Source organism: Caulobacter sp. GW821-FHT09B08, assembly GCF_059418225.1.
The window spans coordinates 89,494-112,819 of record NZ_JBWKPL010000010.1 but is presented as its reverse complement, the minus strand read 5'-3'; the positions used below and the strand labels follow the sequence as shown (position 1 = coordinate 112,819).

At 68.9% G+C, this 23,326-nt stretch carries 28 protein-coding genes; 13 read left to right on the top strand and 15 right to left on the bottom strand.

Going from position 1 to position 23,326, the window contains the following annotated elements; translation table 11 throughout:
- Window positions 1-6: 6 nt before the first annotated feature.
- Window positions 7-1,104, bottom strand: a complete 1,098-nt coding sequence (locus AC07OA_RS23070) for a Zn-dependent alcohol dehydrogenase (RefSeq protein ID WP_494666166.1) — start codon at window positions 1,102-1,104, stop codon at window positions 7-9.
- Between the two features lie 173 nt (window positions 1,105-1,277).
- On the opposite strand from AC07OA_RS23070, the gene AC07OA_RS23065 reads away from it, so the two are divergent.
- Together AC07OA_RS23065 and AC07OA_RS23060 are read left to right on the top strand one after the other, a co-directional pair.
- Entirely contained in the window at window positions 1,278-1,493 is a 216-nt protein-coding gene (locus AC07OA_RS23065; RefSeq protein ID WP_494666165.1) for a hypothetical protein, read from the top strand.
- A gap of 24 nt (window positions 1,494-1,517) precedes the next feature.
- Complete coding sequence (locus AC07OA_RS23060; RefSeq protein ID WP_494666164.1) at window positions 1,518-1,838, top strand: hypothetical protein; 321 nt, start codon at window positions 1,518-1,520, stop codon at window positions 1,836-1,838.
- Between the two features lie 21 nt (window positions 1,839-1,859).
- Here the strand turns inward: AC07OA_RS23060 and AC07OA_RS23055 are convergent, their stop codons facing one another.
- Window positions 1,860-2,330 (bottom strand): chemotaxis protein CheW, encoded by a 471-nt coding sequence (locus AC07OA_RS23055; protein WP_494666163.1) that lies wholly within the window; start codon window positions 2,328-2,330, stop codon window positions 1,860-1,862.
- A gap of 241 nt (window positions 2,331-2,571) precedes the next feature.
- On the opposite strand from AC07OA_RS23055, the gene AC07OA_RS23050 reads away from it, so the two are divergent.
- Complete coding sequence (locus tag AC07OA_RS23050) at window positions 2,572-2,961, top strand: hypothetical protein (protein ID WP_494666162.1); 390 nt, start codon at window positions 2,572-2,574, stop codon at window positions 2,959-2,961.
- Window positions 2,962-3,135: 174 nt separating this feature from the next.
- On the opposite strand, the gene AC07OA_RS23045 is transcribed toward AC07OA_RS23050, so the two are convergent.
- Window positions 3,136-3,936, bottom strand: coding sequence for an inositol monophosphatase family protein (locus tag AC07OA_RS23045; protein WP_494666161.1), 801 nt, complete (start codon window positions 3,934-3,936; stop codon window positions 3,136-3,138).
- A 204-nt stretch (window positions 3,937-4,140) separates the two neighbouring features.
- Here AC07OA_RS23045 and AC07OA_RS23040 point away from each other — a divergent pair, with 204 nt between their 5' ends.
- Both AC07OA_RS23040 and AC07OA_RS23035 read left to right on the top strand, forming a co-directional pair.
- Window positions 4,141-4,539: a hypothetical protein gene (locus AC07OA_RS23040; protein WP_494666160.1), complete on the top strand. Its 399-nt coding sequence runs from the start codon at window positions 4,141-4,143 to the stop codon at window positions 4,537-4,539.
- The gene (locus AC07OA_RS23035; RefSeq protein ID WP_494666159.1) at window positions 4,536-5,390 is read left to right on the top strand and encodes a sigma-70 family RNA polymerase sigma factor; all 855 of its coding nucleotides are present in this window, start codon (window positions 4,536-4,538) and stop codon (window positions 5,388-5,390) included. Before AC07OA_RS23040 ends, AC07OA_RS23035 begins: the two co-directional genes overlap by 4 nt.
- Here the strand turns inward: AC07OA_RS23035 and AC07OA_RS23030 are convergent.
- The 3 genes from AC07OA_RS23030 to thiE form a co-directional block, all read right to left on the bottom strand.
- Window positions 5,387-5,809: a hypothetical protein gene (locus tag AC07OA_RS23030; RefSeq protein ID WP_494666158.1), complete on the bottom strand. Its 423-nt coding sequence runs from the start codon at window positions 5,807-5,809 to the stop codon at window positions 5,387-5,389. The two genes, AC07OA_RS23035 and AC07OA_RS23030, sit on opposite strands and share 4 nt — an antisense overlap.
- Window positions 5,810-5,886: 77 nt before the next feature.
- Window positions 5,887-6,324: an NUDIX hydrolase gene (locus tag AC07OA_RS23025; protein ID WP_494666157.1), complete on the bottom strand. Its 438-nt coding sequence runs from the start codon at window positions 6,322-6,324 to the stop codon at window positions 5,887-5,889.
- A complete protein-coding gene (thiE, locus tag AC07OA_RS23020) occupies window positions 6,321-6,974 on the bottom strand; it encodes a thiamine phosphate synthase (RefSeq protein ID WP_494666156.1) in 654 nt (217 codons plus the stop codon). The genes AC07OA_RS23025 and thiE overlap by 4 nt, the downstream gene beginning before the upstream one ends.
- Window positions 6,975-7,132: 158 nt before the next feature.
- Here thiE and AC07OA_RS23015 point away from each other — a divergent pair, with 158 nt between their 5' ends.
- Both AC07OA_RS23015 and bfr read left to right on the top strand, forming a co-directional pair.
- Window positions 7,133-7,318, top strand: a complete 186-nt coding sequence (locus tag AC07OA_RS23015) for a (2Fe-2S)-binding protein (protein WP_494666155.1) — start codon at window positions 7,133-7,135, stop codon at window positions 7,316-7,318.
- A 153-nt stretch (window positions 7,319-7,471) separates the two neighbouring features.
- Window positions 7,472-7,951 (top strand): bacterioferritin, encoded by a 480-nt coding sequence (gene bfr / locus AC07OA_RS23010; RefSeq protein ID WP_494666154.1) that lies wholly within the window; start codon window positions 7,472-7,474, stop codon window positions 7,949-7,951.
- Window positions 7,952-8,110: 159 nt separating this feature from the next.
- On the opposite strand, the gene AC07OA_RS23005 is transcribed toward bfr, so the two are convergent.
- A complete protein-coding gene (locus AC07OA_RS23005; protein WP_494666153.1) occupies window positions 8,111-8,521 on the bottom strand; it encodes a GNAT family N-acetyltransferase in 411 nt (136 codons plus the stop codon).
- A 169-nt stretch (window positions 8,522-8,690) separates the two neighbouring features.
- On the opposite strand from AC07OA_RS23005, the gene AC07OA_RS23000 reads away from it, so the two are divergent.
- A complete protein-coding gene (locus AC07OA_RS23000) occupies window positions 8,691-9,281 on the top strand; it encodes a TspO/MBR family protein (RefSeq protein WP_494666152.1) in 591 nt (196 codons plus the stop codon).
- A gap of 166 nt (window positions 9,282-9,447) precedes the next feature.
- Here the strand turns inward: AC07OA_RS23000 and AC07OA_RS22995 are convergent, their stop codons facing one another.
- From AC07OA_RS22995 to AC07OA_RS22980, 4 genes are all read right to left on the bottom strand, one after another.
- Window positions 9,448-9,897, bottom strand: coding sequence for a DoxX family protein (locus tag AC07OA_RS22995; protein ID WP_494666151.1), 450 nt, complete (start codon window positions 9,895-9,897; stop codon window positions 9,448-9,450).
- On the bottom strand, window positions 9,894-10,655 hold the full coding sequence (locus AC07OA_RS22990; RefSeq protein WP_494666150.1) for an HvfC/BufC family peptide modification chaperone: 762 nt from the start codon (window positions 10,653-10,655) through the stop codon (window positions 9,894-9,896). The genes AC07OA_RS22995 and AC07OA_RS22990 overlap by 4 nt, the downstream gene beginning before the upstream one ends.
- On the bottom strand, window positions 10,648-11,475 hold the full coding sequence (bufB, locus tag AC07OA_RS22985; RefSeq protein ID WP_494666149.1) for an MNIO family bufferin maturase: 828 nt from the start codon (window positions 11,473-11,475) through the stop codon (window positions 10,648-10,650). Before bufB ends, AC07OA_RS22990 begins: the two co-directional genes overlap by 8 nt.
- Before the next feature lie 151 nt (window positions 11,476-11,626).
- On the bottom strand, window positions 11,627-11,908 hold the full coding sequence (locus tag AC07OA_RS22980; protein WP_494666148.1) for a BufA1 family periplasmic bufferin-type metallophore: 282 nt from the start codon (window positions 11,906-11,908) through the stop codon (window positions 11,627-11,629).
- Between the two features lie 181 nt (window positions 11,909-12,089).
- Between AC07OA_RS22980 and AC07OA_RS22975 the strand changes: the two genes are divergently transcribed.
- Both AC07OA_RS22975 and AC07OA_RS22970 read left to right on the top strand, forming a co-directional pair.
- Window positions 12,090-12,632, top strand: a complete 543-nt coding sequence (locus AC07OA_RS22975; protein ID WP_494666147.1) for a sigma-70 family RNA polymerase sigma factor — start codon at window positions 12,090-12,092, stop codon at window positions 12,630-12,632.
- Window positions 12,619-13,260 (top strand): NrsF family protein, encoded by a 642-nt coding sequence (locus AC07OA_RS22970; protein ID WP_494666146.1) that lies wholly within the window; start codon window positions 12,619-12,621, stop codon window positions 13,258-13,260. Before AC07OA_RS22975 ends, AC07OA_RS22970 begins: the two co-directional genes overlap by 14 nt.
- Window positions 13,261-13,415: 155 nt before the next feature.
- On the opposite strand, the gene efp is transcribed toward AC07OA_RS22970, so the two are convergent.
- A complete protein-coding gene (gene efp / locus AC07OA_RS22965) occupies window positions 13,416-13,985 on the bottom strand; it encodes an elongation factor P (protein ID WP_494666145.1) in 570 nt (189 codons plus the stop codon).
- Window positions 13,986-14,094: 109 nt separating this feature from the next.
- Here efp and epmA point away from each other — a divergent pair, with 109 nt between their 5' ends.
- Window positions 14,095-15,159, top strand: a complete 1,065-nt coding sequence (gene epmA, locus AC07OA_RS22960) for an EF-P lysine aminoacylase EpmA (RefSeq protein ID WP_494666144.1) — start codon at window positions 14,095-14,097, stop codon at window positions 15,157-15,159.
- A 157-nt stretch (window positions 15,160-15,316) separates the two neighbouring features.
- On the opposite strand, the gene AC07OA_RS22955 is transcribed toward epmA, so the two are convergent.
- On the bottom strand, window positions 15,317-16,435 hold the full coding sequence (locus AC07OA_RS22955) for a lactonase family protein (RefSeq protein WP_494666143.1): 1,119 nt from the start codon (window positions 16,433-16,435) through the stop codon (window positions 15,317-15,319).
- 113 nt (window positions 16,436-16,548) lie between these two features.
- Here AC07OA_RS22955 and AC07OA_RS22950 point away from each other — a divergent pair, with 113 nt between their 5' ends.
- Complete coding sequence (locus AC07OA_RS22950) at window positions 16,549-17,598, top strand: lysine-2,3-aminomutase-like protein (RefSeq protein WP_494666142.1); 1,050 nt, start codon at window positions 16,549-16,551, stop codon at window positions 17,596-17,598.
- Between the two features lie 144 nt (window positions 17,599-17,742).
- On the top strand, window positions 17,743-20,802 hold the full coding sequence (locus tag AC07OA_RS22945) for a M10 family metallopeptidase C-terminal domain-containing protein (protein ID WP_494666141.1): 3,060 nt from the start codon (window positions 17,743-17,745) through the stop codon (window positions 20,800-20,802).
- A 64-nt stretch (window positions 20,803-20,866) separates the two neighbouring features.
- On the opposite strand, the gene fba is transcribed toward AC07OA_RS22945, so the two are convergent.
- Both fba and AC07OA_RS22935 read right to left on the bottom strand, forming a co-directional pair.
- On the bottom strand, window positions 20,867-21,958 hold the full coding sequence (gene fba, locus AC07OA_RS22940) for a class II fructose-bisphosphate aldolase (protein WP_494666140.1): 1,092 nt from the start codon (window positions 21,956-21,958) through the stop codon (window positions 20,867-20,869).
- 168 nt (window positions 21,959-22,126) lie between these two features.
- The gene (locus AC07OA_RS22935; RefSeq protein WP_494666139.1) at window positions 22,127-23,317 is read right to left on the bottom strand and encodes a phosphoglycerate kinase; all 1,191 of its coding nucleotides are present in this window, start codon (window positions 23,315-23,317) and stop codon (window positions 22,127-22,129) included.
- Window positions 23,318-23,326 lie beyond the last annotated feature (9 nt).

The following is a 23,326-nucleotide window of genomic DNA, read 5'->3' as shown; positions in this document are numbered from 1 at the left end:
GGCGGATCAATCAAACACGATCACCGAGCGCGCCAGCTCGCCGCGCTTCAGCTCGTCGAACGCCGAGTTGACGTCTTCCAGCTTGATGCGGCGCGAGATCAGTTCGTCCAGCTTCAGCTTGCCGGCCATGTAGGCGTCGACCAGGCGGGGCATGTCGACCGGGAAGCGGTTGGAGCCCATGTAGCTGCCCTGGATCTTCTTCTCGCCCAGGAAGTCGGGGCCGTGCAGCTCGATCATGGTGCCCACCGGGATCATGCCGATGATGTTGGCCGTGCCGCCCCGGCGCAGCATCTTGAACGACTGCTCGGCGGTGACCTTCAGGCCGATGGCCTCGAAGCTGTGATGCACCCCGCCGCCGGTCAGTTCGATCACCTGCTTGACCGTGTCGGGGCCGGCCTCGATCACGTCGGTGGCGCCGAACTGGCGGGCCAGCTCCAGCTTGTGGGGCAGGCGGTCGATGGCGATGATCCGGCCCGCCCCGGCCATGGCCGCGCCGTTGATCGCCGCCAGGCCCACCCCGCCGCAGCCGATCACGGCCACGGTCTCGCCCAGGCGCACGTTGGAGGTGTTGATCACCGCCCCGACCCCGGTCATCACCGAGCAGCCGATCAGGGCGGCGCGGTCGAACGGCATGTCCTTGCGGATGGCCACGCAGGCGTGCTCGTGCACCAGCATCATCTCGGCGAACGACGACAGGTTCAGGAACTGAGCCATCTTGGTGTCGCCGGAGCCGCTAAGGTCCTCGCGGAACAGGCGCGGCTCCTCGCTCTTGGAGCGACGGGTCTCCGGGCTGATGCACAGGTTCATGTGCCCGGTCAGGCAGACCTCGCAGTGGCCGCAATAGGGGTTGAGGCAGGTGATGACGTGGTCGCCGATCTTGACGGTGCGCACCTCCGACCCGACCGCCTCGACGACGCCGGCGCTCTCGTGGCCCAGCACGGCGGGCAGGGGATGGGGGTAGGAGCCCTCGACGAAGTGCAGGTCGGAGTGGCAGACGCCCGCGGCCTTGGTGCGGATCAGCACCTCGTGCGGGCCGGGCTTGCCGATCGACACGGTCTCGATCGTAAGCGGCTGACCCACTTGGCGCAGTACGGCGGCCTTCATCGGCGATCTCCCTCTTTGTTGCGGGAGACCCTAGCGGGAGGCGTGGGGGAGAAGGAAGGGGCTATTCGAACAAATGTTTGGAGGGGCGAGCTGAGTTGCGTGTCTTCGGGCCCTCACTCACAAAGGTTGTCGAAATGCTCAAGCTCGCGCCATAGTGGGATAGGGAGGGCGTCATGAAAATTGGCATGCGCACACCAAGTCTACGCAAGAGCATTGCTGCACGCACGTCGCTCAAGCGCGTTGTCCGTCACAGCCTCGGTCTGAAGGCGCCCAGAGGGTATGGTTGGCTGACCAATCCCAAAAAGGCCGCTTACAACCGAGTCTACAATCGAACTTCGTTCAGCTTCGCCAAATTGCTCAGGCTGCTTTTTAAACAAGTGGACGGCTGAACGTCTCTCGCTCGGGGGAGTGCGATGGAATTTTGGGTTTGGGCGCTGGTGATCATCAGCGCGGTTGTGGGCCTAAACGTCTGGCATAGGCGCGTGCGGTGGAATGCGCTGATGGCGAAGTACGGCGACGTTGAGATCGTCAGAGGCATCCTACGCCACGAGGTTTGGCAAGGAATGACGAAGGAGCAGCTGATCGACTCGCGCGGTAGACCGGTAGCGATCGATGAGCGGGTGTACAAAACCAAGACCACATTGGTCTTCAAGTACGATCAAGACGGCCGTAAGCGCTTTGCGACCCGTATCACGGTCGAGAACGGCTCTGTCGTCGGTTGGAACCAGCGATAGTCGGTGCGCTGATTTTGGCCTCTAGGCCGCCAGGGCGACCTTGCGCTCGGGCAGGATGGCGTCGACGGCCAGCAGCACGATCATGGTCGCGTCGGTGGTGATCACGGCCGAGACCAGCGGCGAATTGGCGTCCTCGCCCAGGGGCGGCGGCGGGCTGATGCTGTCGGCCGAGACGATGAAGCTGTCGCAGACGGCGTCGACCAGCAGGCCGGCGACGTCGTCATGGTGCTCGACCACGATGATCACCTGGCGGGCGCTGTCCTGGGCCACGCCCTTGCCGAGGCGCTCGGACAGGTCGATGACCGGCATCACCTGGCCGCGCAGATTGATCACGCCGCGCACATAGGGCGGGGCGTCGGGAAGGGGAGTCGGGGGGGTGACGCCGCGGATCTCGCGGACCGCGCCCACGGGCACGCAATAGGTCTGGGTTCCGACTTCGAACGACAGGATCTGCAAATCCTCGCCGGCCGCGTAAGCCACGTTCCTGGACATCGCCTAGTCGCCTTCAAGCTCGTCGTCGCCCGTTCTGAGCGCCGTAGGGAGCCACCCTCGCGCGGAAAGGTGAACAAATAGGCCCCTTTCCGACGGATTTTCAGCGGCTTGCAGTCGCGCAGGGCGGTCGCGGCGAAGCTGACGGCCGCGTTCAGCCTGCGTTCAGCCGCCGGGGCGGAGGATGGGTCCCAAGATGGAGACGGACCCGTCGGGGTCGCCTCTCCAGAGAGGACATCGTGTCATGAACCGCAAACTGAAGACCTTCATCGGCCGCGCCGCCGCCGGCGTCGCCGCCCTGGCCATGGTGGCCGGCGCGACCGCCGCCTCGGCCCAGCCCTATCGCGGCGGCGGCTACTACGGCGGCCGCGGCCACCATCACAACGACAACGACGTGGGCGTGGCCATCGCCGGCGGCATCGTCGGCCTGGCCTTGGGCGCGGCGATCGCGGGCAACCACAACAACGGCCCGCGCTACAACAGCGGCTACGGTTACGGCTACGCCCCGCCGCCGCCTCCCCCGCGCTACTACGACGGCTACGGCTATGGCCGCCCCTATCGCGGCGACTGCTGGACCACCCGCGAGTACGACCGCTATCGCGGCACGATGTACGAGCGGACCGTCTGCCGCTAACGGCCCGCCCAGGACCGTCATCCTCGGACTTGTTCCGAGGACCCCTCGGTCCGCCGGCAAGTTGAAATGAGAAAGGGGCGCTGCCTGTGCAGCGCCCCTTTTTTCGTCTTTATGCGCGAGCTGAAGCACGGGTCCTCGGAACAAGTCCGAGGATGACGGCCGTGGAGCGGGTGATCAGCCCGCCGCCGCTCGCAGGCGCTCCAGCACCTGCGGGTGTAGTTCCTGGTTGGCCGCCAGGATCGAGACGCCCTGAACGGGGTCGCCGTGTTCCTCGATGGTGGTGACCTTGCCGCCGCTCTCGGTGACCATCAGCACGCCGGCCGCCACGTCCCAGGGCTTGAGGTTGCGTTCCCAGAAGCCGTCGAAGCGGCCGGCGGCCACCCAGGCCAGGTCCAGCGAGGCCGCGCCGAAACGCCGCACGCCCGAGACCTTCTGGCTGATCTGGTGCAGCTCCTTGAGGAACTGGGCGTGGCCGGGCTTGCCCAGGAACGGCACGCCGGTGGCCAGCAGGCTCTCGTCCAGGTGACGGCGGGCCGCCACGCGCAGGCGCTTTTCGGCGCCCAGGAAGGCGCCCTTGCCCTTTTCGACCCAGAACAGGTCGTTGGTGATGGGGTTGTAGGTGACGCCGGCCACCACTTCGCCCTCGCGCTGCAGGGCGATGTTGACCGCGAAGTGCGGGATGCCGTGCAGGAAGTTGGTGGTGCCGTCCAGCGGGTCGACGATCCAGGTGTGGGTCTTGTCGGTGCCCTCGATCAGGCCGCGCTCTTCACCGAGGAAGCCGTAGCCGGGGCGGGCCTTTTCCAGGATCTCGAAGATCACCTGCTCGGCCTTCTGGTCGGCGGCGGTGACGAAGTCGGCGGGGCCCTTCTTGGACACCTGCAGCTCGGTGACTTCGCCGAAGTCGCGGGCGAGGCCCCGGGCCGCCTTGCGAGCGGCGTCGATCATCACGTTCAGGAGGGCGGAAGCGGTGGCCAAGGCGGTGTTCCTCATAGTTCCCCCTGCGCAGCGTCGTGAGGCGACGGCGGGGGATATGCATGCGGGCGGATAGAAAGATCGGGAAAGTGGGCGCGATACCTAGTCGCCCGGGCCGCCGAAAGCAAGTTGGGGCGATTTTTCGCGCCGCCATGTCACATCCGCCGCGCCCGCCTCGTCCTGTCCCCAAACACGGAGGGAATGGCGATGCGATGGGTGAAGTGGATCCTCCCGGCGATCCTGGCGGCCAATGGCGCAGTGATGATGCTGGCGCCGGGCTGGTGGTACCCGCGCGTGCCGGGGGTGATCCAGACGGGGCCGCTGAACGACCACTTCGTGCGCGACATCGGGGCCGCCTATCTGGCCTGCGCCCTGGCCATGGGCTGGGCGCTGAGGAACCCGGCGCGCGGGCTGGGCGCGGCCCTGGCGGCGGCGACCTTCCTGACCCTGCATGCGGCCATCCACCTGATCACCCCGTTCTGCGGCTCGGCCCTGCCCTGGCCGCTGCTGGCGCGGGATTTCCCGGGCGTGTTCCTGCCCGCCATCATCGCGCTCCTGGTGGTAAGGTCTTGCCTGCGACGCCAGGACGATGGGAGGGCGGCATGATCGACAAGGATGCGCTCTTCGAGACCCGGCGCGGGGCGATGACGGGCCTGGCCTACCGCATGCTGGGCTCGCGGGCCGACGCCGAGGACGTGGTGCAGGACGCCTGGATCCGCTGGCGCGGCGTCGACGAGGACGAGGTGGCCAATCCGGCCGGGTTCCTCAACAAGGTGGTCACCCGCCTGTGCCTGGACCGGCTGAAATCGGCCCGCGCCCGGCGCGAGGTCTATGTCGGCGAATGGCTGCCCGAGCCGGTGGTCGACGACGACGTCGAGAGCCTGGGCGAGGACCTGTCCGTCGCCTTCCTGCTGGCCCTGGAACGCCTCACGCCGCTGGAGCGGGCGGCCTTCCTGCTGCACGACGTGTTCGACCTGCCCTTCGTCGAAGTGGCCCGCACCCTTGGCCGGGGCGAGGCCGCCTGCCGCCAGCTGGCCGCCCGGGCTCGCGAGCACGTCAAGAGCGCCAAGCCTCGCTACCGGCCCAGCGCCGAGGAGGAGCAGCGCCTGACGGGCGCCTTCCTGCAGGCGGCCCTGAGCGGCGACGAGACCCTGCTGCGAGGGATCCTGGCCCAGGACGTGGTCATGCATTCCGACGGCGGCGGCATCGCCAAGGCGACGATGAACCCAGTGTTCGGCCTGGAGAAGGCCGTGCGCCTGGTGCTGGGCATCAAGAAGAAGTGGCCGACGCCCGAGGGCACGACCGCGCGCCTGGCCCGCATCAACGGCGCGCCCGGCATCGTACTCAGCCACGACGGGGTGGTGTTCCAGACCATGGGGCTGGAGATCGCGGGCGGCCGCATCGCGGCGGTCTACACGATGCGCAATCCCGAGAAACTGGCGCGGTTGAACAGCTAGGGCAGCGACGCCTTCTGCAGCCCGTCCTTGCCCTCGCAGGCCACGCGGGCCGCGCCGCCGGCGGCGGCCTTGGCGTCGTCGATCTTCTCGCCGTTGCGCCAGCCCTTGGGCAGGGCCATGTCGCCCGAATAGTCGATGCCCAGGTCGATCCACTTGTCGGTCGCGCAGTCGATGGCGAACAGCATGATCGGACCCTTGCCGGCCGCCGGCCAGGCCTTGTAGGGGCCGTTGGGGCGGCCCTCGGCGATGCGCACCAGCACCAGGCCCGAGGCCTGGTCCACCCGCATGAAGTCCGCGTCGTAGAAGGTCTTGGCCTCGCCGGGCGAGGGCTTCCAGTCTTCGGCCCGGATCGCCGTGGCGGTCGCCATGGTCAGGCCCAGGATCGTTACGCCAAGCACATACAGACCGAGCCGCTTCATCGCCGCCCTCCCCGTGTCTTATCGTTGGGGGGACGTTACGCCCGGCAAACTTCAGCGGCAAGTTTCGCGAAACGGCGTTATTCGATCTCGTCGAACAGCCGGCCGATCAGGGCGCCTTGGCCCGCCTGCAGGACATGGGCCGCCGTCAGGGGAATCCAGAAGCATTCCAGGCGGGTCGGCGAGGCCGCGCCGTCGTGGGTCTCGCGCGACAGCCAGCGTTCAGGCAGGGGCCCGGTCGGGCGGGCGCGGAAGACATGTCGATGCTGGATCTCGGCGCGATAGGGCGTGATGTCGTAGGTCGTCTCGCCCAGGAAGGCTTCGATCTCGAAACCGTCGAAGCCGGTCTCTTCGCGCAGCTCCCGCAGGGCGGCCTCGCGCGGGTCCTCGCCGTCGCGGATCGAGCCGGCGGGAACCTGCAGGCCGACGGCCTCGGCGGGGAAGTCCAGGTGGCGAAACACCAGCAGCCGGTCGCCGTCCACGCAGTAGACGAGAACCTTCCGCCGGATGGTCTTCACCGCGCCGCCAAGCGCGCTTCGAGCCCCTGGGCGATGGCCGCGTTGAGCGCCGCCACGCCCGCCGCCGGACCGCCGGCGTGCTTCCACACCCCGGCCGAGACGGCCAGGAAGTCGGCCCCGGCGGTCGCGAGGCCCGCGGCGTTGTCGGCCGTGATCCCGCCGATGGCCACCGAGGGGACCTCCATGGTCTCCTGCCAGATCGACAGGATTTCCGGATCGGCGGTGGTGGGGACGTCCTTGGTGGTGGTCGGGAAGAAGGCCCCGAAGGCCACGTAGTCGGCCCCGGCCTCGGCGGCCTCCATGGCCAGGTGGCGGCTGTCGTGGCAGGTGACGCCAATCATGGCGCCCTGGCCCATCAGCTTGCGGGCGTCCTTGTAGGACATGTCGCCCTGGCCGACGTGCACGCCGTCGCAGCCCAGGCGCGCGGCCAGGTCGGGACGGTCGTTGAGGATCACCGCCACGTCGCGAGCCCGGGCGATGGGCGACAGGGCGTTCACCGCCGCCGCGACGACGTCGTCGGGTACGTCCTTGAGGCGGATCTGCAGCGCCGCCACATCGCCGCCCTCGAGAGCGGCGGCCAGGTCGCGGCCGAAGCCGGCCAGGTCGTCCAGGGCCGGGGGCGTGATCAGATAGAGGCGGCAGTCGGTCATGGCGCTCCGATACGCCGATTTGGCCGGCGGAGCTACGGTCGGGGACGCGTCTGGCCCATCGCCCCGGCGGCGTGAGCATTTGTCGCAATGCGAGTCAGTTGCAAAGGCCGTCCAGTGTGGTTAGATGCGAATGACAATCATCGGCGGGACGTGCTTTCGTGTACGTGTGCAATTGTAACGGTATCCGCGAGCGCGAAGTGCGCGCCGCCATCGAAGCTGGGGCCAGCCGTCCGGCCGAGGTCTTCCGTCACAAGGGCTGCCAGGCCCAGTGCGCCAAGTGCGTCTGCGAGATGCGCCAGATGATCCAGGACAGCCGCGAGGCCCTGGCCTTCGCCGCCGAATAGGCGGAAAACCTCGTCAAATCAGAGATCGCGAAGCACTCGCACGCTTTTGCGCGCTTTTCTCTGAGGCTGAGAAACACTTGCACACATAGCGGTTGAAGCCGCCTGCCCGATAGATCACGGTCCCGTCGAATCTGATCTTTTGAGGAGGCCGCCATGCAAGGCGATCCCGGCATCATCCGGCTCTTGAACGCGGTGCTCACCAACGAGCTGACGGCGGTGAACCAGTACTTCCTGCATGCGCGGATGTACGACAACTGGGGCTTCAAGCGCCTGGGCAAGATCACCTACGACGAGTCGATCGGCGAGATGAAGCACGCCGACAAGCTGATCAACCGCATCCTGTTCCTGGAAGGCCTGCCCAACCTGCAGGACCTGCACAAGCTCAAGATCGGCGAGACCGTGCCCGAGTGCCTGGGCAGCGACCTGCAGGTCGAGATCGGCGGCCGCGAGACCCTGATCCCCGGCATCATCCAGTGCGAACAGGCCCGCGACTATGTCAGCCGCGAACTGCTGCGCGAGATCCTGACCGACACCGAGGAGCACATCGACTTCCTCGAAATGCAGCTGGGCCTGGTCAAGGCGCTGGGCGAGCAGAACTACCTGCAGAGCGCCGTGGGCGAACTGCCGGCTTAAGTTCCTTTTTCACCCGTCATCCCGGGCCTTGTGCCCGGGACCCCTCTGTCCGCCGTAGGTGCGGAAGTGTGGCGCGCCGGCGCGCCATGGCATCTCACGTGGAAGCTGAACCAGGGGTCCCGGGCACAAGGCCCGGGATGACGATTGTGAGGTTGGGGCCTAGATGTCCCGCACCATGAAAACCCGCGCGTTCTCGTCCAGCCCGCGCGCCAGATGCTCGGCCCGGATGGTCAGCATCCCGGGCGTCAACGTCGCCACCTCGACGAACCCCAGTCGCCGGTAATACGGCGCGTTCCACGGCACGTCCCGGAACGTCGACAGCGACAACCCGCAAAGCCCCGCCGCCCGCGCCCGCCGCGCGACCTCGTCCAGCAAGGCCGCGCCGATCCGGCGGCCCGCGAAGGCCGGCAGGACGTCGATCTGCTCGACATAGAGATGGTCCTCGACCGGCCGGAACATCACAAAGCCGGCGATCATCTCGCCCTCGGTCGCCACGATCAGCCCACCGCTCGCGATCCGCGCGGCCAGCACCGGCGCGGGCGTCGGCGCGTCGTCGGCCAGGGCGTCCATCAACCCCACGAACCGCTGGGCCGAGGCGCGCTCCAGGGCGCGGATCGCGTCGATCTCGCCAAGCAGGGCGTCGCGAAGAACCAGGGTTTTCTCCTACAAACCGTTGCGCCGTTTGGGAACCAAGGTCCAGCTAGGCGGGTTACACGCATGTTTAGCGAGGAGTCCCGACATGCACATCCCGAACGGTAAGTCCCTAGGGAGGCGGACTCACGCCGGACGCGAAGCATTCGAAATCGACCCCAAGGCCGAGACGCCGCTGTCGACGGGCGGGCAGCTGGTCCTGGGCCTGACCATCGCCGGCGGGGCCATACTGGTCTCGACCCTGCTGGGCCGCCGTCACGAGAAGATGATCGACGACGAGGAATACGCGGTCGGCTACGCCGAGATGCACGAGCCGGTGGCCCACCAGCCCAAGGCCCTGACCAGCCTGATCCTGCCGCCGCTGTTCATCGCCATGACCCTGTCGGGCCTGCGCATCTGGAACGCCCCGTCCAGCCCCACCCGCACCCGGGCGCTGACTCTGTGGAGCATGGTCCAGGGCTTCAACGCCCTGTGGCTGGCCCTGGGCGCCAAGCGCGTGGGCGGACAGTTGGGGGCGGCCACCGCCTCTCTGGCGGCCTCGGGCGCCTACGCCCTGCAGGCCCGCAAGCTGGTGGCCCCGGCCTCGGGCTTCAACAGCCCGTACCTGGGCTGGCTGGGCTTCGCCAACGCCCTGACCGAGGAGCTGTGGAAGCGGCCTCGGCGGGTGACGTACCACTAAGCGGTCTGATGTGAGGGCGCGCTGGACGCCCCCTCCGTCACGATGCGTATTCGCATCGCGCCACCTCCCCCGCTTCGCGGGTGAGGAGGCCGCCGCGCTGACCTTCTCCTCCCCTGTGCAACGGGGGAGGTGGCGGGCGTAGCCCGACGGAGGGGGCGTCGGGCCGCTACGGCACGCCAAACACCCGATCCAGGCTCCACTTCCCGCCGCCCTTGGCCGCCAGGAACAGCAGGATCGCCGCCCACGACAGGTGGGTGCTCCAGGCGTCGGGATAGACGAACACCTCGATCACCAGGGTCATGGCCAGGAACGCCAGGGCCGAGACCCGGGTGAAGAGGCCCAGCACCAAGAGGATCGAGAACAGGTGCTCGCTCCAGGTCGCCAGGTGCGCGGCCAGGTCCGGCGGGATCAGCGGCAGGGCGTACTCGTCGGCGAACAGCGAATAGGTGGCGTCGGTGATGTGCAGCACGCCGTCCACCTTGGTGCGGCCCGACAGGAAGAACACCGAGGCCACGCCCAGGCGCGCGACGAGGGCCAGCAGGCCGTCGGGCAGGGCGCGGTGGGCCGTGGCGGCCAGCCAGTCGAACGGGCGCTTCAGGGCGGTGGTGGCGGTCACGACGGGTCTCCGGGGATCAGGCCGCTGAACACGCCGTCGGCGATCAGGGCGGCGAAGAGGGTGGCCAGGTCGGCGTCCGGATCGGCCTCGCCGGCGGCGACCATGGCCTCGGCGAGGCTCGCCCCGTCGGCGGCGGCCTGCAGGAAGGCATGGCCGGCGCGGTCGAGCAGGCGGGCGTGGACCGTGTCGTCGGGACGGACGATCAGCACGCCCTGCGGCTCGGGCGACAGTTCCATCTCGCCGGGATCGGGCGCGCGCGCCGCCAGCCACAGGCCGGGCAGGCCGCTGTCGAACCAGGCGAAGGCCAGGCTGGGGTGCAGGACCGGCCGGGCGGCGGCCAGGGCGTCGGGCGCCAGGGCGAAGGCCTCGGCGGTCAGAGGCTGGGCCTCAGCGGCGAACAGGGCGGTGGTCCAGCGCCAGTCCAGCCACGCCATGGCCGGCAGATAGGGCAGGTCGGCGGCGGGCGGGAAGGCGGCCAGCCAGTCGGGGAAGGCCTCGCCATAGGCCAGCAGGGCCGCGCTCGCCGGCGGATGCTCGGTGGCGAACAGGGCGGCGACGGCCCCGAACCATTCGTCGCCCACCAGCCTGGCCACGGTCGGGAAATTGGCCGCCAGGGCGTCGACGCAGCCCTTGGCGATGGTGTTGCGATAGACGGAAAGGCCCGGCGCGTCGGCGTCGGCCAGCCAGGGCGCCAGGGGCGCGGCTTGCCCGGCCAAGGCGGCGACGAAGGCGTCCTGGAAGCGGGCCAGCTCAGGCATCGGCGAGCTCCCGGGCCAGAATCCCATGCGCACGATCCCGCTCGGCCATCAGCACGTCAAAGGCCGGGATGTCGTCGTCGCGTTCGATCAGGGTGGGGCGGGGGCCGATGCGGTCGATCAGGCGGCGGTAGAGGGCCCAGACGGGCTCGGCCACCGGCGCGCCGTGGGTGTCGATCAGCAGGCTTGAACCGCCTTCGTCCGCGCCATGGCCGGCCAGGTGGATCTCGCCGATGGCGTCGGCGGGCAGGGCGTCCAGATAGGCCTGCGCCGCGTAGCCCAGGTTGGCGGCGCTGACGAAGACGTTGTTGACGTCGACCAGCAGGCCGCAGCCCGTGCGGCGGGTCAGCTCGATCAGGAACTCGCTCTCGTCGAGCTCGTGGCCTGTCAGGGGCAGGTACAGCGAGGGGTTCTCGACCAGGATCGTCCGGCCGAGGGCGTCCTGGGTGCGGCCGATATTGGCGGCGATGCGGTCCAGGGCCTGGTGGGTGCGGGGAAAGGGCAGGAGGTCGGGCTGGTGGGCGCCGCGCCAGGCGCTCCAGGCCAGGTGCTCGGAGACCACGAACGGCTCGAACCGGTCGGCCAGGGCCTTGAGGGCGGCAAGGTGCGCCGGGTCAGGATCGGTGTCGGCGGCCAGCGACAGGCCCACCCCGTGGAGCGACAGCGGACGCTGGGCCCGGATCGCCTCCAGCCGACGCAGGCGCGGCCCGCCGGCGGCCATGTAGTTCTCGGGATGGACCTCGAACCACAGCCCCTCGGCGTCGCTGGCGAGCGCCTGCGCGTAGTGCTGCGGTTTCAGGCCGAGGCCGGCGGTGGGGGGCATGGTTTCGAACTCTCCCTTCCCCCTCGATGGGGGAAGGGTCGGGGATGGGGGTGATGCGGCGGTGGGGGAGGAGCGCGACCGGCGTGAAATCGGCCGATGCTGTCACCCCCACCCCTGCCCCTCCCCCATCAAGGGGGAGGGGAGAGAGCCGTCAGGCCTTCGGCGGGGTCAGCGAGCCCATGCCGGTGGGGGTCTTGATGCTGACGCAGGTGCCCTTGGGCACCTTCTTCCAGGCGTCGGCCTGGTAGTCGGTCTTGGAGGTGCCCGCGCAGCTGGTGCCGGCGCCGGCCTTGCAGTCGTTCTGGCCGGCCTTGGCCACGCCGTAGCACTTTTCCATTTCCGGCTTGGCCGGCTTCATGTCGTCGCGGGCCATGGCGGCGCCGGCGCTCAGGGCGAACACGGCGGCGAGGGCGAGGGTGGGGGCACGTTGCATGGGGGACGTTTCCTTCGTCAGTGTCGAACCCGTCCTGCGGGGTCGAAAGCAGGTACGGATGGTCGCCGGACAAGGTTACACCCTGGGCGAACAAAAATATCCGAAGCCGTCCATCGGGCAGGTTTCCGCCTTCCGCGCGCGGGTGTAACCATCCGCCGGTCTCGTGCGAACAGGGGGAGGCGTGACGGATACCGAAGCCGCCCTGAAGACGTTGATGCTGCTGGGCCTGGACGGCGACGCCCCGGCCTATCGGCTTCTGCTATCGCAGCTGGGCGGCCGGCTCCGCGTCTATTTCGAGCGCCGCATGCGCGACGCCCCCGGCGATGTGGAGGACCTGGTGCAGGAGACCCTGATGGCGGTGCATACGCGGCGCGCGACCTACGATCGCGCCCAGCCGTTCACCCCCTGGGCCTTCGCCCTGGCGCGCTACAAGCTGATCGACCACTGGCGGCGAAGGAAGGTGCGGATGGCCGTGCCGCTGGACGACTATGTCGAGGTGCTGGCCGCCTACGCCCCCGAGCCGGGCTCGGCCATGGATCTGGACCGGGCGCTGGGAACCTTGCCCGAGCGGCAGCAGCGGCTGGTGCGCGACGTCAAGATCGAGGGGCTGAGCCTGGCCGAGGCGGGCGAGCGGGCCGGGGTCTCGGAGGGCGCGGCCAAGGTGGCCCTGCACCGGGCGCTCAAGAGCCTGGGAGAAAGGATGCGCGGCCGTGCGGACGGATGAGCTGATCGACCGGCTGGCGGCCGAGCCGCGCGCCATCCCCGCCGGGGCGGTGCAGCGCCGGTTCGCGGGCGTGGCCGTGGCCGGGGCCCTGGCGGCCCTGGTGGGGGTGCTGGTGTGGCTGGGCACGCGCCACGATCTGGCGCACGCCATGACCGGCCGGATGTTCTGGATGAAGGCGACCTACACCGCCCTCTTGGGCCTGGCCGGCTTTTGGGCGCTGGAGCGCCTGGCCCGGCCCGAGGGCGTTCCGAAGAGGGCCCTGCTGTTCGGGACAGTGGTGCTGGCGGCGTTCGTCGGGGTGGGTTTCGGCCAGTGGCTGGCCGCCGCGCCGGACGACCGCATGACGATGATGCGCGGCCATTCCTGGACCGTCTGTGCCCGCAATATTCTCATGTTGGCCCTGCCGGGCCTGGCGGCGACCCTGGTGGTGCTGCGGGGCATGGCCCCGACCCGCCCGGCCCTGGCCGGCTTCGCGGCGGGCGCCTTCGCCGGCGGCGTGGCGGCCACGGTCTACGGCCTGTCGTGCGGGGAGAGCACGATGGTGTTCGTGGGGGTCTGGTACACCCTGGGGGTGCTGGGGACCGGCGCCCTGGGCGCGGTGGTCGGGCGGTGGGCGCTGAGATGGTAGTGGCTCACCCACTTGCCCCCACCTGACCGCTTCGCGGTCTGTCCGCCCCCGTAGGGGGCGGAGGGCGCAAACGCGTGTCCTCTTCCCCCTACGGGGAAGGAGGGCCGAAGGCCCGAAGGGGGCAAGTGTTGACGCACCGCCCCCGACCGAAGACCTTAGTCCTTGGCGCGTTCCACGTACGAGCCATCCTCGGTGAGGATGATCACGCGGGTGCCGGCGGCGATATAGGGCGGCACCGAGGTCTTCACGCCGTTGCTGAGCACGGCGGGTTTGTAGGACGAGCTGGCGGTCTGGCCCTTCACCGACGGTTCGGTCTCGACGATCTCGAGCACGACGGTGCGCGGCAGTTCCAGGGCGATCGGCGCGTCGTTGTGCGTCGACAGCACCACGGTCATGCCCTCTTGCAGATAGGCGCCCAGGTCGCCGACCACGTCTTCCGAAGCCACGAGCTGGTCGTAGCTTTCCGGGTTCATGAAGTGATAGCCCTCGCCGTCCTGGTACAGGAAGGTGTGGTCGCGCTGGTCGACGAAGGCGCGTTCGACCTGCTCGGTCGTGCGGTAGCGTTCCGACACCTTCACGCCGTCCGAGATGCGGCGCATGTTCAGCTGGGTGACCGGCGTCCCCTTGCCGGGGTGGATGTTTTCGGCGGTGAGGACCACGTAGAGCTTGCCGTCCATATCGACGACGGCGCCCTTCCTCAGCGTGTTGGCGGCGACTTTAGTCACGAAGTACGTCCTTGATCCCGCGGCGGCCGGGGCCGCGCGAATTGCGTTAGATATCGCCCTCCTATAGCGATCCACGCCAAGTACGCCACCCCCGCCCAGGGACTTTCCCGTGTCGCAAGCCGATCCCTCGCCCTGGTGGCGGCCCGAAAGCCACGCCGACCGCCGGCCGTTCCTGCTCGTCCGCAACCGGATCAAGGCCGCCTTCCGCGCCTGGTTCGACGAGCGCGACTTCCTGGAGGTGGAGACCGCGGCCCTGCAGGTCTCGCCCGGCAACGAGGCCCACCTGCACGCCTTCGAGACCGCCGCCCTGACGCTGTCGGGGGAGCGCGCGCCGCTCTACCTCCACACCTCGCCGGAGTTCTCGTGCAAGAAGCTGCTGGCGGCGGGCGAGCGGCGGATCTTCGATTTCGGCAAGGTCTGGCGCAACCGCGAGCGCGGGGCGCTGCACCATCCGGAGTTCACCATGCTGGAATGGTACCGGACGGGCGAGCCCTACCAGACCCTGATGGACGACTGCGCCGCCTTGCTGGCCCTGGCGGCGGAAACCGCCGGGACGCTGGAATTCCGCTTCAGGGGCCACGTCTGCGATCCGTTCGCCGCGCCCGAGCGCCTGACCGTGGCCGACGCCTTCACGCGTCACGCGGGCGTGGACCTGCTGGCCTCCATCGGACCGGGCGGCGAGACCGACCGCGACGTCCTTGCCTCCTCGGCTCGGGCGACGGGAATCCGGGTCGCCGACGACGACACCTGGGCAGACGTGTTCAGCCGGGTGATCGTCGAGAAGGTCGAGCCCAACCTCGGGATCGGTCGCGCCACGATCCTCTGCGAATACCCCACCGCCGAGGCCGCCCTGGCCCGTCCCAAGCCCGGCGACCCGCGCGTGGCCGAGCGGTTCGAGCTCTATGCCTGCGGCGTGGAACTGGCCAACGCCTTCGGGGAGCTCACCGACGCGGGCGAGCAGCGCCGCCGCTTCGAGGCCGAGATGGACGAGAAGGCCCGCGTCTACGGCGAGCGCTATCCGCTGGACGAGGACTTCCTGGCGGCCCTGGCGATCATGCCCGAGGCGTCCGGCTCGGCCCTGGGCTTCGATCGGTTGGTCATGCTGGCGGCGGGGGCGAGCCGCGTGGACCAGGTGCTGTGGACGCCGGTGGCCGAGGTGAACCCTCTCCCATAGGGAGAGGGAGGGACCCGCGCGAAGCGTGGGAGGGTGAGGGGTTTAAGCGTCGGACGGCGTGCCGGCAGGGCGTCGCGAGAAATCTGTGAGGGTGTAACCCCTCCTCCCACGCCTCCCGGCGTGGGCCCCTCCCTCTCCCTATGGGAGAGGGTCTCCCCTACTCCCCCACCGGAACCAGCATCACCGGCCGCGACATCTGGAACGTCTTCCCCGTCGCCGTCAGCTTGCCGTCCGCCTCGACGTGGAACACCGCGATGTCGTCGCTGCGCTGGTGGGCCACGAACAGGCGCTTGTCGGCCTCGTCCAGCAGGAAGAAGCGCGGCCAGTCGCCGCCCGTGGGGATGGTCTGGAGCTGGGTCAGCTTGCCGTCCGCGCCGATGCGGAAGCTGGCGATGGAATTGTGCCCCCGGTTGGACATGTAGAGTACGTCGCCGGCCGCGTTGATCGTCAGGTGGGCCGCCTGGTTCTTGCCGGTGAAGTCGCCGGGCAGGGTGGTGATGATCTGCAGGGCCTTCAGCGTTCCGTCCGGTTCGCGGGCGTAGGCGACGACGGTGTTGGCGTACTCGTTGACGACATAGGCGAACCCACCCTTGGGGTGGAAGGCCAGGTGGCGCGGGCCCGAGGTCTTGATCAGCTTGGCGGCCGTGACCGGCGCGCCGGCCAGGCCCGTCTTGGCGTCGTAGGGATAGACGCGGATCTCGTCGTGGCCGAGATCGCTGACATAGATGCGGTCGCCCTCCGGCGACCACTGCACCCAGTGGGCGTGACCGGCCTTGAAGGCGGCCTCGGCGGCTTCGGGGGTCTCGCCGGCCGCGTGCAGGGCTTGCGGCCCGGGCAGGATCGCGCCGGTCTTGGGATCCAGGCGGAACACCGCCACCAGGTCGCCGAAATAGTTGGCCACGGCCAGGCGGGTCTTGTCGGTGCTGAGGGCCAGGTAGCAGGGCGCGCCGGCCCCGGACGGCTGGACGCCCAGCGGCTTCAGCGCCTTCAGGTCCTTGGAAACGGCATAACCGCCCACGAAGCCGGCGCTCTCGATCTCGTCGGTGACGTAGAGGCGGCCGGTCTTGGCGTCGTAGAGGGCGAACGAGGCGTTCTCGACCGCCTCGAAGGTGCGCACCGTGGTGAAGCCGTCGGTCGCCGGATCGAACTTCAGCAGCGACATGCCCTTGTGGCCGTCGGCGCTGTAGGTGCCGGCCAGGAACTGGGTGCGCGCCATGGTCTCTCCCGCCCCCAGGGCCAGGGTCGCCGTCAGCATCAGGGTGAGGATCGGTTTCATCGGCGGGGGCTCCGGCTTTCGGGTTCTTATCCGGCGATTCTGCCACGGATGCAGAGGCGCGCGCGGGCGGTCGCATTGCTTCGCCGCCCCCAATGAGCCATATCCCGCGCCTCATGTCCGCCCCCCGTCCCCTTCGTAGCGCCCAGGCCCTGGCCGAGGCCGGCCTGATCGCCCCCGAGCGCCTGCCCGCGCTCGAGGCGGTGGCGGCGCGCTACGCGGTGGCCATCACCCCGGACATGGCCGCCCTGATCGACCCGGCCAACGAGAGCGACCCCATCGCCCGCCAGTTCACGCCGAACGAGGCCGAGCTGCTGGAGAGCCCCGGCGAGGTCGCCGACCCGATCGGCGACGAGACCCACAGCCCGGTCGAGGGGATCGTCCACCGCTATCGCGACCGGGTGCTGCTGAAGCCCACCCACACCTGCGCGGTCTATTGCCGGTTCTGCTTCCGGCGCGAGGTGGTGGGGCCGCAAGGCGCGGCCAACCTCTCGCCCGAAAAGCTGGACGCCGCCTTCGCCTATGTCGCGGCCCATCCGGAGATCTGGGAGGTGATCGTCACCGGCGGCGATCCGCTGGTGCTGTCGCCGCGCCGCCTGCGCGATCTGAGCGAGCGCCTGGCCCGGATCGATCACGTCAAGGTCGTGCGCTTCCACACCCGCGTGCCGGCCGTCGACCCGGCGGCGGTCACCGACGAGATGGTCCAGGCCCTGAAGGCCAGCGGCAAGACCACGTATCTGGCCCTGCACGCCAACCACGCCCGCGAGCTGACCCCGGCCGCCCGCGCCGCCTGCGCGAGGATCGTCGACGCCGGCATTCCGATGCTGAGCCAGACGGTGCTGCTGAAGGGCGTCAACGACGATCCGGAGACCCTGGGCGCCCTGATGCGCGCCTTCGTCGAGACCCGCATCCGGCCCTACTACCTGCACCACGGCGACCACGCCCCCGGCACCGCCCACCTGCGCACCACGGTGGAGGAAGGCCGCGCCCTGATGCGCGCCATCCGCGGCCGCTTCTCGGGCCTGGCCCAGCCGACCTACGTGCTCGACATCCCCGACGGCCACGGCAAGGTCCCCATCGGCCCGAACTACCTGGCGGTCGACGGCGAGGTCGAAGACCCGAACGGCGGGGCGCACGCCTATCCGCCGAGGGACCCGGCGGGGTAACCTTGAGTGCAGTCTCCTTGCGCGGAGGTTGTATTTCACATTGCTTTTTTCCCCGCGCTCTCTAGCGTCCGGTCCTGCCTATAGCGGCTGGTTCTGGCGACGCTCGACGCGCGATCCAGACCGTCGCCAAACGCCGGGGGGAACATGACGACGATCGTGGGCGGCACGGGCAATGACGTGCTGATCGGAACCGACGTGGCCACGCCCGTCGCGCTGCTGGCGCTGCCGGGTATCGGCTTCAACGAGATGAACGCCCAGTGGTCGCCGGACGGGACGAAGATCTATTTCCAGACCGGCGCCATCGGCCTGATCCCCGAGGATCCGAACTTCAACACCGACGTCTATATCCTCGACGTCGCCACCAAGACCCTCAGCCTGGCCACAGCCGGCGCGGGCTTCAACGCCGACCAGAGCAGCTCCAGTCCCTCGATTTCCTGGGACGGGACCCAGCTTCTGTTCCTCGCGACGGACACCAGCGGCGCGTCGGACGGGCCGCTCTACATCCGCAACCTCGGGACGGGGGTCGTGACGCCGGTCGACCTGGGCGGTCGGCTCGAGGTCGAGGAGGCGCACTTTTCTCCGGACGGAACCCGGATCGTCTTCGCCAACTCGGTCACCCCGCGCGAGTCGAGCATCCAGATCAAGGACCTGACCAGCGGTGTGATCACGCTGGTGGCGGCGGACGGCCTGGCGCCGTCGTTCTCGCCGGACGGCGCGAAGGTCGTCTTCTCCAGCTGGAGCAACTTCGGGGCCGGCTACAACGGCTACGCCCAGATCTACACCTACGACATCGGCACGGGCGTCATCACCCTGGTCTCCACCAGCGGCGCGGGGGTCACAGGCGACGGGGAGGCTCGCAACCCGGTGTTCTCGCCGGACGGCACGAAGCTGTTGTTCGAAAGCGACGCCGCCAATCTGGTGGCGGGCGACACCAACGGGCGCTCGGACATCTTCCTGAAGGACCTGACCACGGGGGCGGTGACGCGGGTTTCGACCAGCGCCACGGGCGTCCAGGGCAACGGCTATTCCACCTCGGACGCGACGTTCTCGTCGGACGGAACCCAGGTGATCTTCGCCAGCAATTCCACCAACCTGGCCGGCGGCGCGGGCGGCTATTTCATCAAGGACCTGGCCACCGGCGCGATCACGCGGGTCACGGGCCAGGCGGTGAACGGCGTCGGCGGCGGCGGGGCCTTCTGGGCCATCCTCGCGTCCGACGACACCCATCTGGCCTTCATGTCGACCTCGCCCAGCTTCGTCGACACCATCTATCTGAAGGACCTGACCAGCGGTCTGGACCTAATCACCGGCGGCGACGGCCATGACCGGATCGAGGGGCTGAGCGGCGACGACGAGCTGCACGGGGGCCTGGGCAACGATCTGCTGCTGGGCGACGACGGCGACGCGACCACCCCAGACGGCAACGACGCGCTGTACGGCGAGGACGGCAACGACGTGCTGATCGGCGGCAAGGGCGACGACGTCCTGGTCGGCGGCGACGGCAACGACGTGCTGATGAATGGCGTGGCGCCGGGCGCGCTGACCCCCTCGGGCGTGGCCTCGACGGGCGTACACCTCAATGTCGACGGCGGCGCGGACGCCATCGACGGCGGGGCCGGCTCGGACCAGGCCATCCTGTTTTACAACGACCGAACCGCCTCCATCGTCTTCGACAACAGCAACAGCGCGGCGCTGAACACCATCTGGGTGGGCGGGGTGGCCAGCGGCTCGGTGACCAATGTCGAGCGCATCACCTTCCACGGCGGCCAGGGCGCGGACACCATCACGACCGGCGCCGGCAACGACTTCCTGTGGGGCCTGGGCGGCGCCGATATCCTGGATGGCGGGGCGGGCGTCGACGGCGCGATCTACGACGACAAGACCCTATCGGTGGTGGTGACCCTGAACGGCGCCGCCAATGCCGTCGTGACGGTGGGCGGCGTGGCCGAGGATACGCTGCGCAACATCGAGAACGTGTTCGGCGGGTCAGGCAACGACACCCTGACTGGCGACGCCTTGGTCAACACCCTGAGCGGGGCCGAGGGCGATGACGTGCTGGCCGGACGCGGCGGCGCCGACACGATCAACGGCGAGGAGGGCGTCGACACCGTCTCGTTCGACGACAAGGTCGATGCGGTGTCGATCACCCTGACCGGCGCGGTCAACTCCACGGCCTATGTGGCGGGAGTCGCCGAGGACACTGTCCGCAACGTCGAGAACGTGATCGGCGGCCATGGCGACGACTTGCTGGTGGGCGACGGCGTGGCCAACGCCCTGAGCGGCGGAGACGGCGCCGATATCCTGGACGGGGCCGGCGGCAACGATGTGCTGAACGGCGGGGCGGGGGTCGACACCGCCTCCTTCGCGTCGTCGGAAACCGGCGTCACGGTGGATCTGCGCCTGGCGGGGCAACAGGACACCGGCCAGGGTCTGGACACCCTGGTGGCGATCGAGAGCCTGGGCGGCTCGGCCTGGGACGACGTCCTGACGGGCGACGACGGCGGCAACGGCCTGACCGGCGGCTCCGGCCAGGACTGGCTGCAGGGCCTGAACGGCGCCGACGTGCTGATCGGCGAGGACGGGAACGACAGCGTCTGGGGCGGAGGCGGCAACGACTTCCTCGAAGGCGGCGACGGCGATGACACCATCGACGGCGGGCTGGGCAGCGACACGGCCGTCTATCTGACCGCCCAGAGCGGCGTGACCGTCAGCCTGGCCATCCTCGAGGACCAGAACACCTACGGCGCGGGGACCGACACCCTGGTCTCGATCGAGAACCTGATCGGCTCGACCTGGGACGACGTCCTGACCGGCAACGACCTGGCCAACTACCTGATCGGCGGGGCCGGGGCCGACGTGCTGATCGGCGGCGGCGGGGCCGATGTCTTTGCCTATTCGATCGTGCAGGACAGCCTGGCCGGGGCGGCTGACCTGATCGTCGACTTCACCCACGCCGGCGCTCCGGGTCAACCGCACGACACCCTGGACCTGTCGGCCATCGACGCCAATGTGCTGGTGGCCGGCGACCAGGCCTTCCACTTGGGCGCGACGGCGGGCCACGCCGGCGACATCGTGCTGACCTATGACAGCGCGACCAACCGCACGACCATGAGCCTCTATGTAGACGCCGACGCCGTCGCCGACGGAGTCATCCTGTTCGAGGGCGCGCACCTGTCGTTCCCGACCAGCGACATCGTGTTCTAGCCCACGAAAAAGGCCTTCCGGGTCTCCCCGGAAGGCCTCTTCGTCGCGTCGAAGTCGGAAAGCCTTACTCCGCCGCCGCCTTCTTGGCCGTGGCGCCGAACTTGGTGTTCAGCTCGCCGGCCGTGTAGCGCTTGGCCATGGTGGCGGTCGACAGGGTCTTGATCTTGTCGGCGTAGCCGGCCGAGCCGAACTCGACGAAGCGGGCCTGGCAGACCTTGCGCATGGCTTCCTTGGCGGGCTTGAGATAAGCGCGCGGGTCGAACTCGTGCGGGTGCTCGACCAGGATCTTGCGGATCGCGCCGGTGATGGCCAGGCGGTTGTCCGTGTCGACATTGATCTTGCGCACGCCGTGCTTGATGCCGCGCTGGATCTCTTCCACCGGCACGCCCCAGGTCTGGGGAATGGCGCCGCCGTACTGGTTGATGATGTCCTGCAGGTCCTGGGGGACCGAGCTGGAGCCGTGCATCACCAGGTGGGTGTTGGGCAGGCGCTGGTGGATGGCCTCGATCACGTGCATGGCCAGGATGTCGCCATCGGGCTTGCGCGTGAACTTGTAGGCGCCGTGGCTGGTGCCCATGGCGATGGCCAGGGCGTCGACGCCGGTGCGTTCGACGAACTCGACCGCCTGGTCCGGGTCGGTCAGCAGTTCGTCGTGGCTGAGCACGCCCTCGAAGCCGTGGCCGTCCTCGGCCTCGCCCGAACCGGTCTCCAGCGAGCCTAGAACGCCCAGCTCGCCTTCCACCGACACGCCACAGGCGTGGGCCATCTCGACCACCTTGCGGGTGACCTCGACGTTGTATTCGTAGGTGGCGGGGGTCTTGGCGTCCTCCATCAGCGAGCCGTCCATCATCACCGAGGTGAAGCCGTACTGGATCGCCGTGGCGCAGGTGGCCGGGCCGTTGCCGTGGTCCTGGTGCATGCACACCGGGATGTTGGGATAGATCTCGGCTAGGGCGTCGATCATCCGGGCCAGCATGATGTCGTTGGCGTAGTTCCGCGCCCCGCGCGAGGCCTGGATGATGACCGGGGAGTTCACGGCTTCCGCCGCCTCCATGATCGCCAGGCCCTGTTCCATGTTGTTGATGTTGAAGGCGGGCAGCGCATAGTCATGCTCCGCCGCATGATCCAGCAACTGTCTTAGCGTGATCCTCGCCACGTGGTGTTCTCCTGCAAGCGTGAGTGTGTTGGGTGGTTTCTTGTTGTTGGGGCCCGGCGCTGATGCGCTCTCTGCCCAAGTTTTTCCGGACCCGTCCCGAAGGTTTTCGGGTGGTCCGTATTGTCGTCCGGCGCGCCCTCCTGAGACGCGCCGAGAACGTTTCCTCTCCTAAGCTTCCAAGGCCTGGACGCCCGGGAGCGCCTTGCCTTCCATCCATTCCAGGAACGCGCCGCCGGCGGTCGAGACGAAGGTGAAATCCGCCGAGACGCCCGCGTGGTTCAGAGCCGCCACGGTATCACCGCCGCCGGCCACGGCGACGATCTTACCCGATTTTGCGAGTTTGGCGGCGTGTTTTGCCGCCGAAACGGTCGCTTCGTCGAACGGAGGGACTTCAAAAACGCCCAGCGGGCCGTTCCAGATCAGGGTGTTGGAGGCGTCCATGGCTTCCAGCAGGCGCTGGGCGCTCTTGGGACCGGCGTCCAGGATCAGGTCGTCGGCGGCCACTTCGGCGAGGTCGCGGGTCTGGGCGTCGACGCCCGGGGCGACCTTCTTGGCCACCACGACGTCGACCGGCAGCAGCAGCTCGCAGCCGCTCTTGGCGGCCGTGGCCATGATCTCGCGGGCGGTGTCGGCCAGGTCCTTTTCGCAGAGCGAGCCGCCCACGTCGTGGCCCTGGGCGTAGAGGAAGGTGTTGGCCATGCCGCCGCCGATGGCCAGGCGGTCCAGCTTCGTCACCAGGTTGTTGAGCAGGTCCAGCTTGGTCGAGACCTTGGAGCCGCCGACGATGCCCAGCACGGGCTTCTTGGGGTTGCCCAGGGCCGCGTCCAGCGCGTCGAGTTCGCGCTGCATGGCCAGGCCCGGATAGGCTGGCAGGATCTTGGCCAGGCCCTCGGTCGAGGCGTGGGCGCGGTGGGCGGCGCTGAAGGCGTCGTCCACATAGAGGTCGCCGTTGGCGGCCAGGGCGGCGGCAAAGTCGGGGTCGTTCTTCTCTTCGCCGGCGTGGAAGCGGACGTTCTCGAACAGGGCCACGCCGCCGTTCTCCATGGCGTCCACCACCTTGGCGGCTTCAGGACCGACGCAGTCGGCGGCGAAGGCCACCTCCTGCTCCAGCAGCTTGCCCAGCGGTTCGGCGACGAAGGCCAAGCTCATCTCGGGGACCACCTTGCCCTTGGGCCGGTCGAAGTGCGCCAGCAGGATCACCTTGGCGCTTTTCGATGACAGGTAGTGGATCGTCGGCAGGGCCGCACGCAGGCGGGTGTCGTCGGTGATCTTGCCGCCATCGACGGGCACGTTGAAGTCCACCCGGACCAGGGCGCGCTTGCCGGCGAGTTCGGCGGTGTCGAGGGTGCGGAAGGGCATGGGTGATCC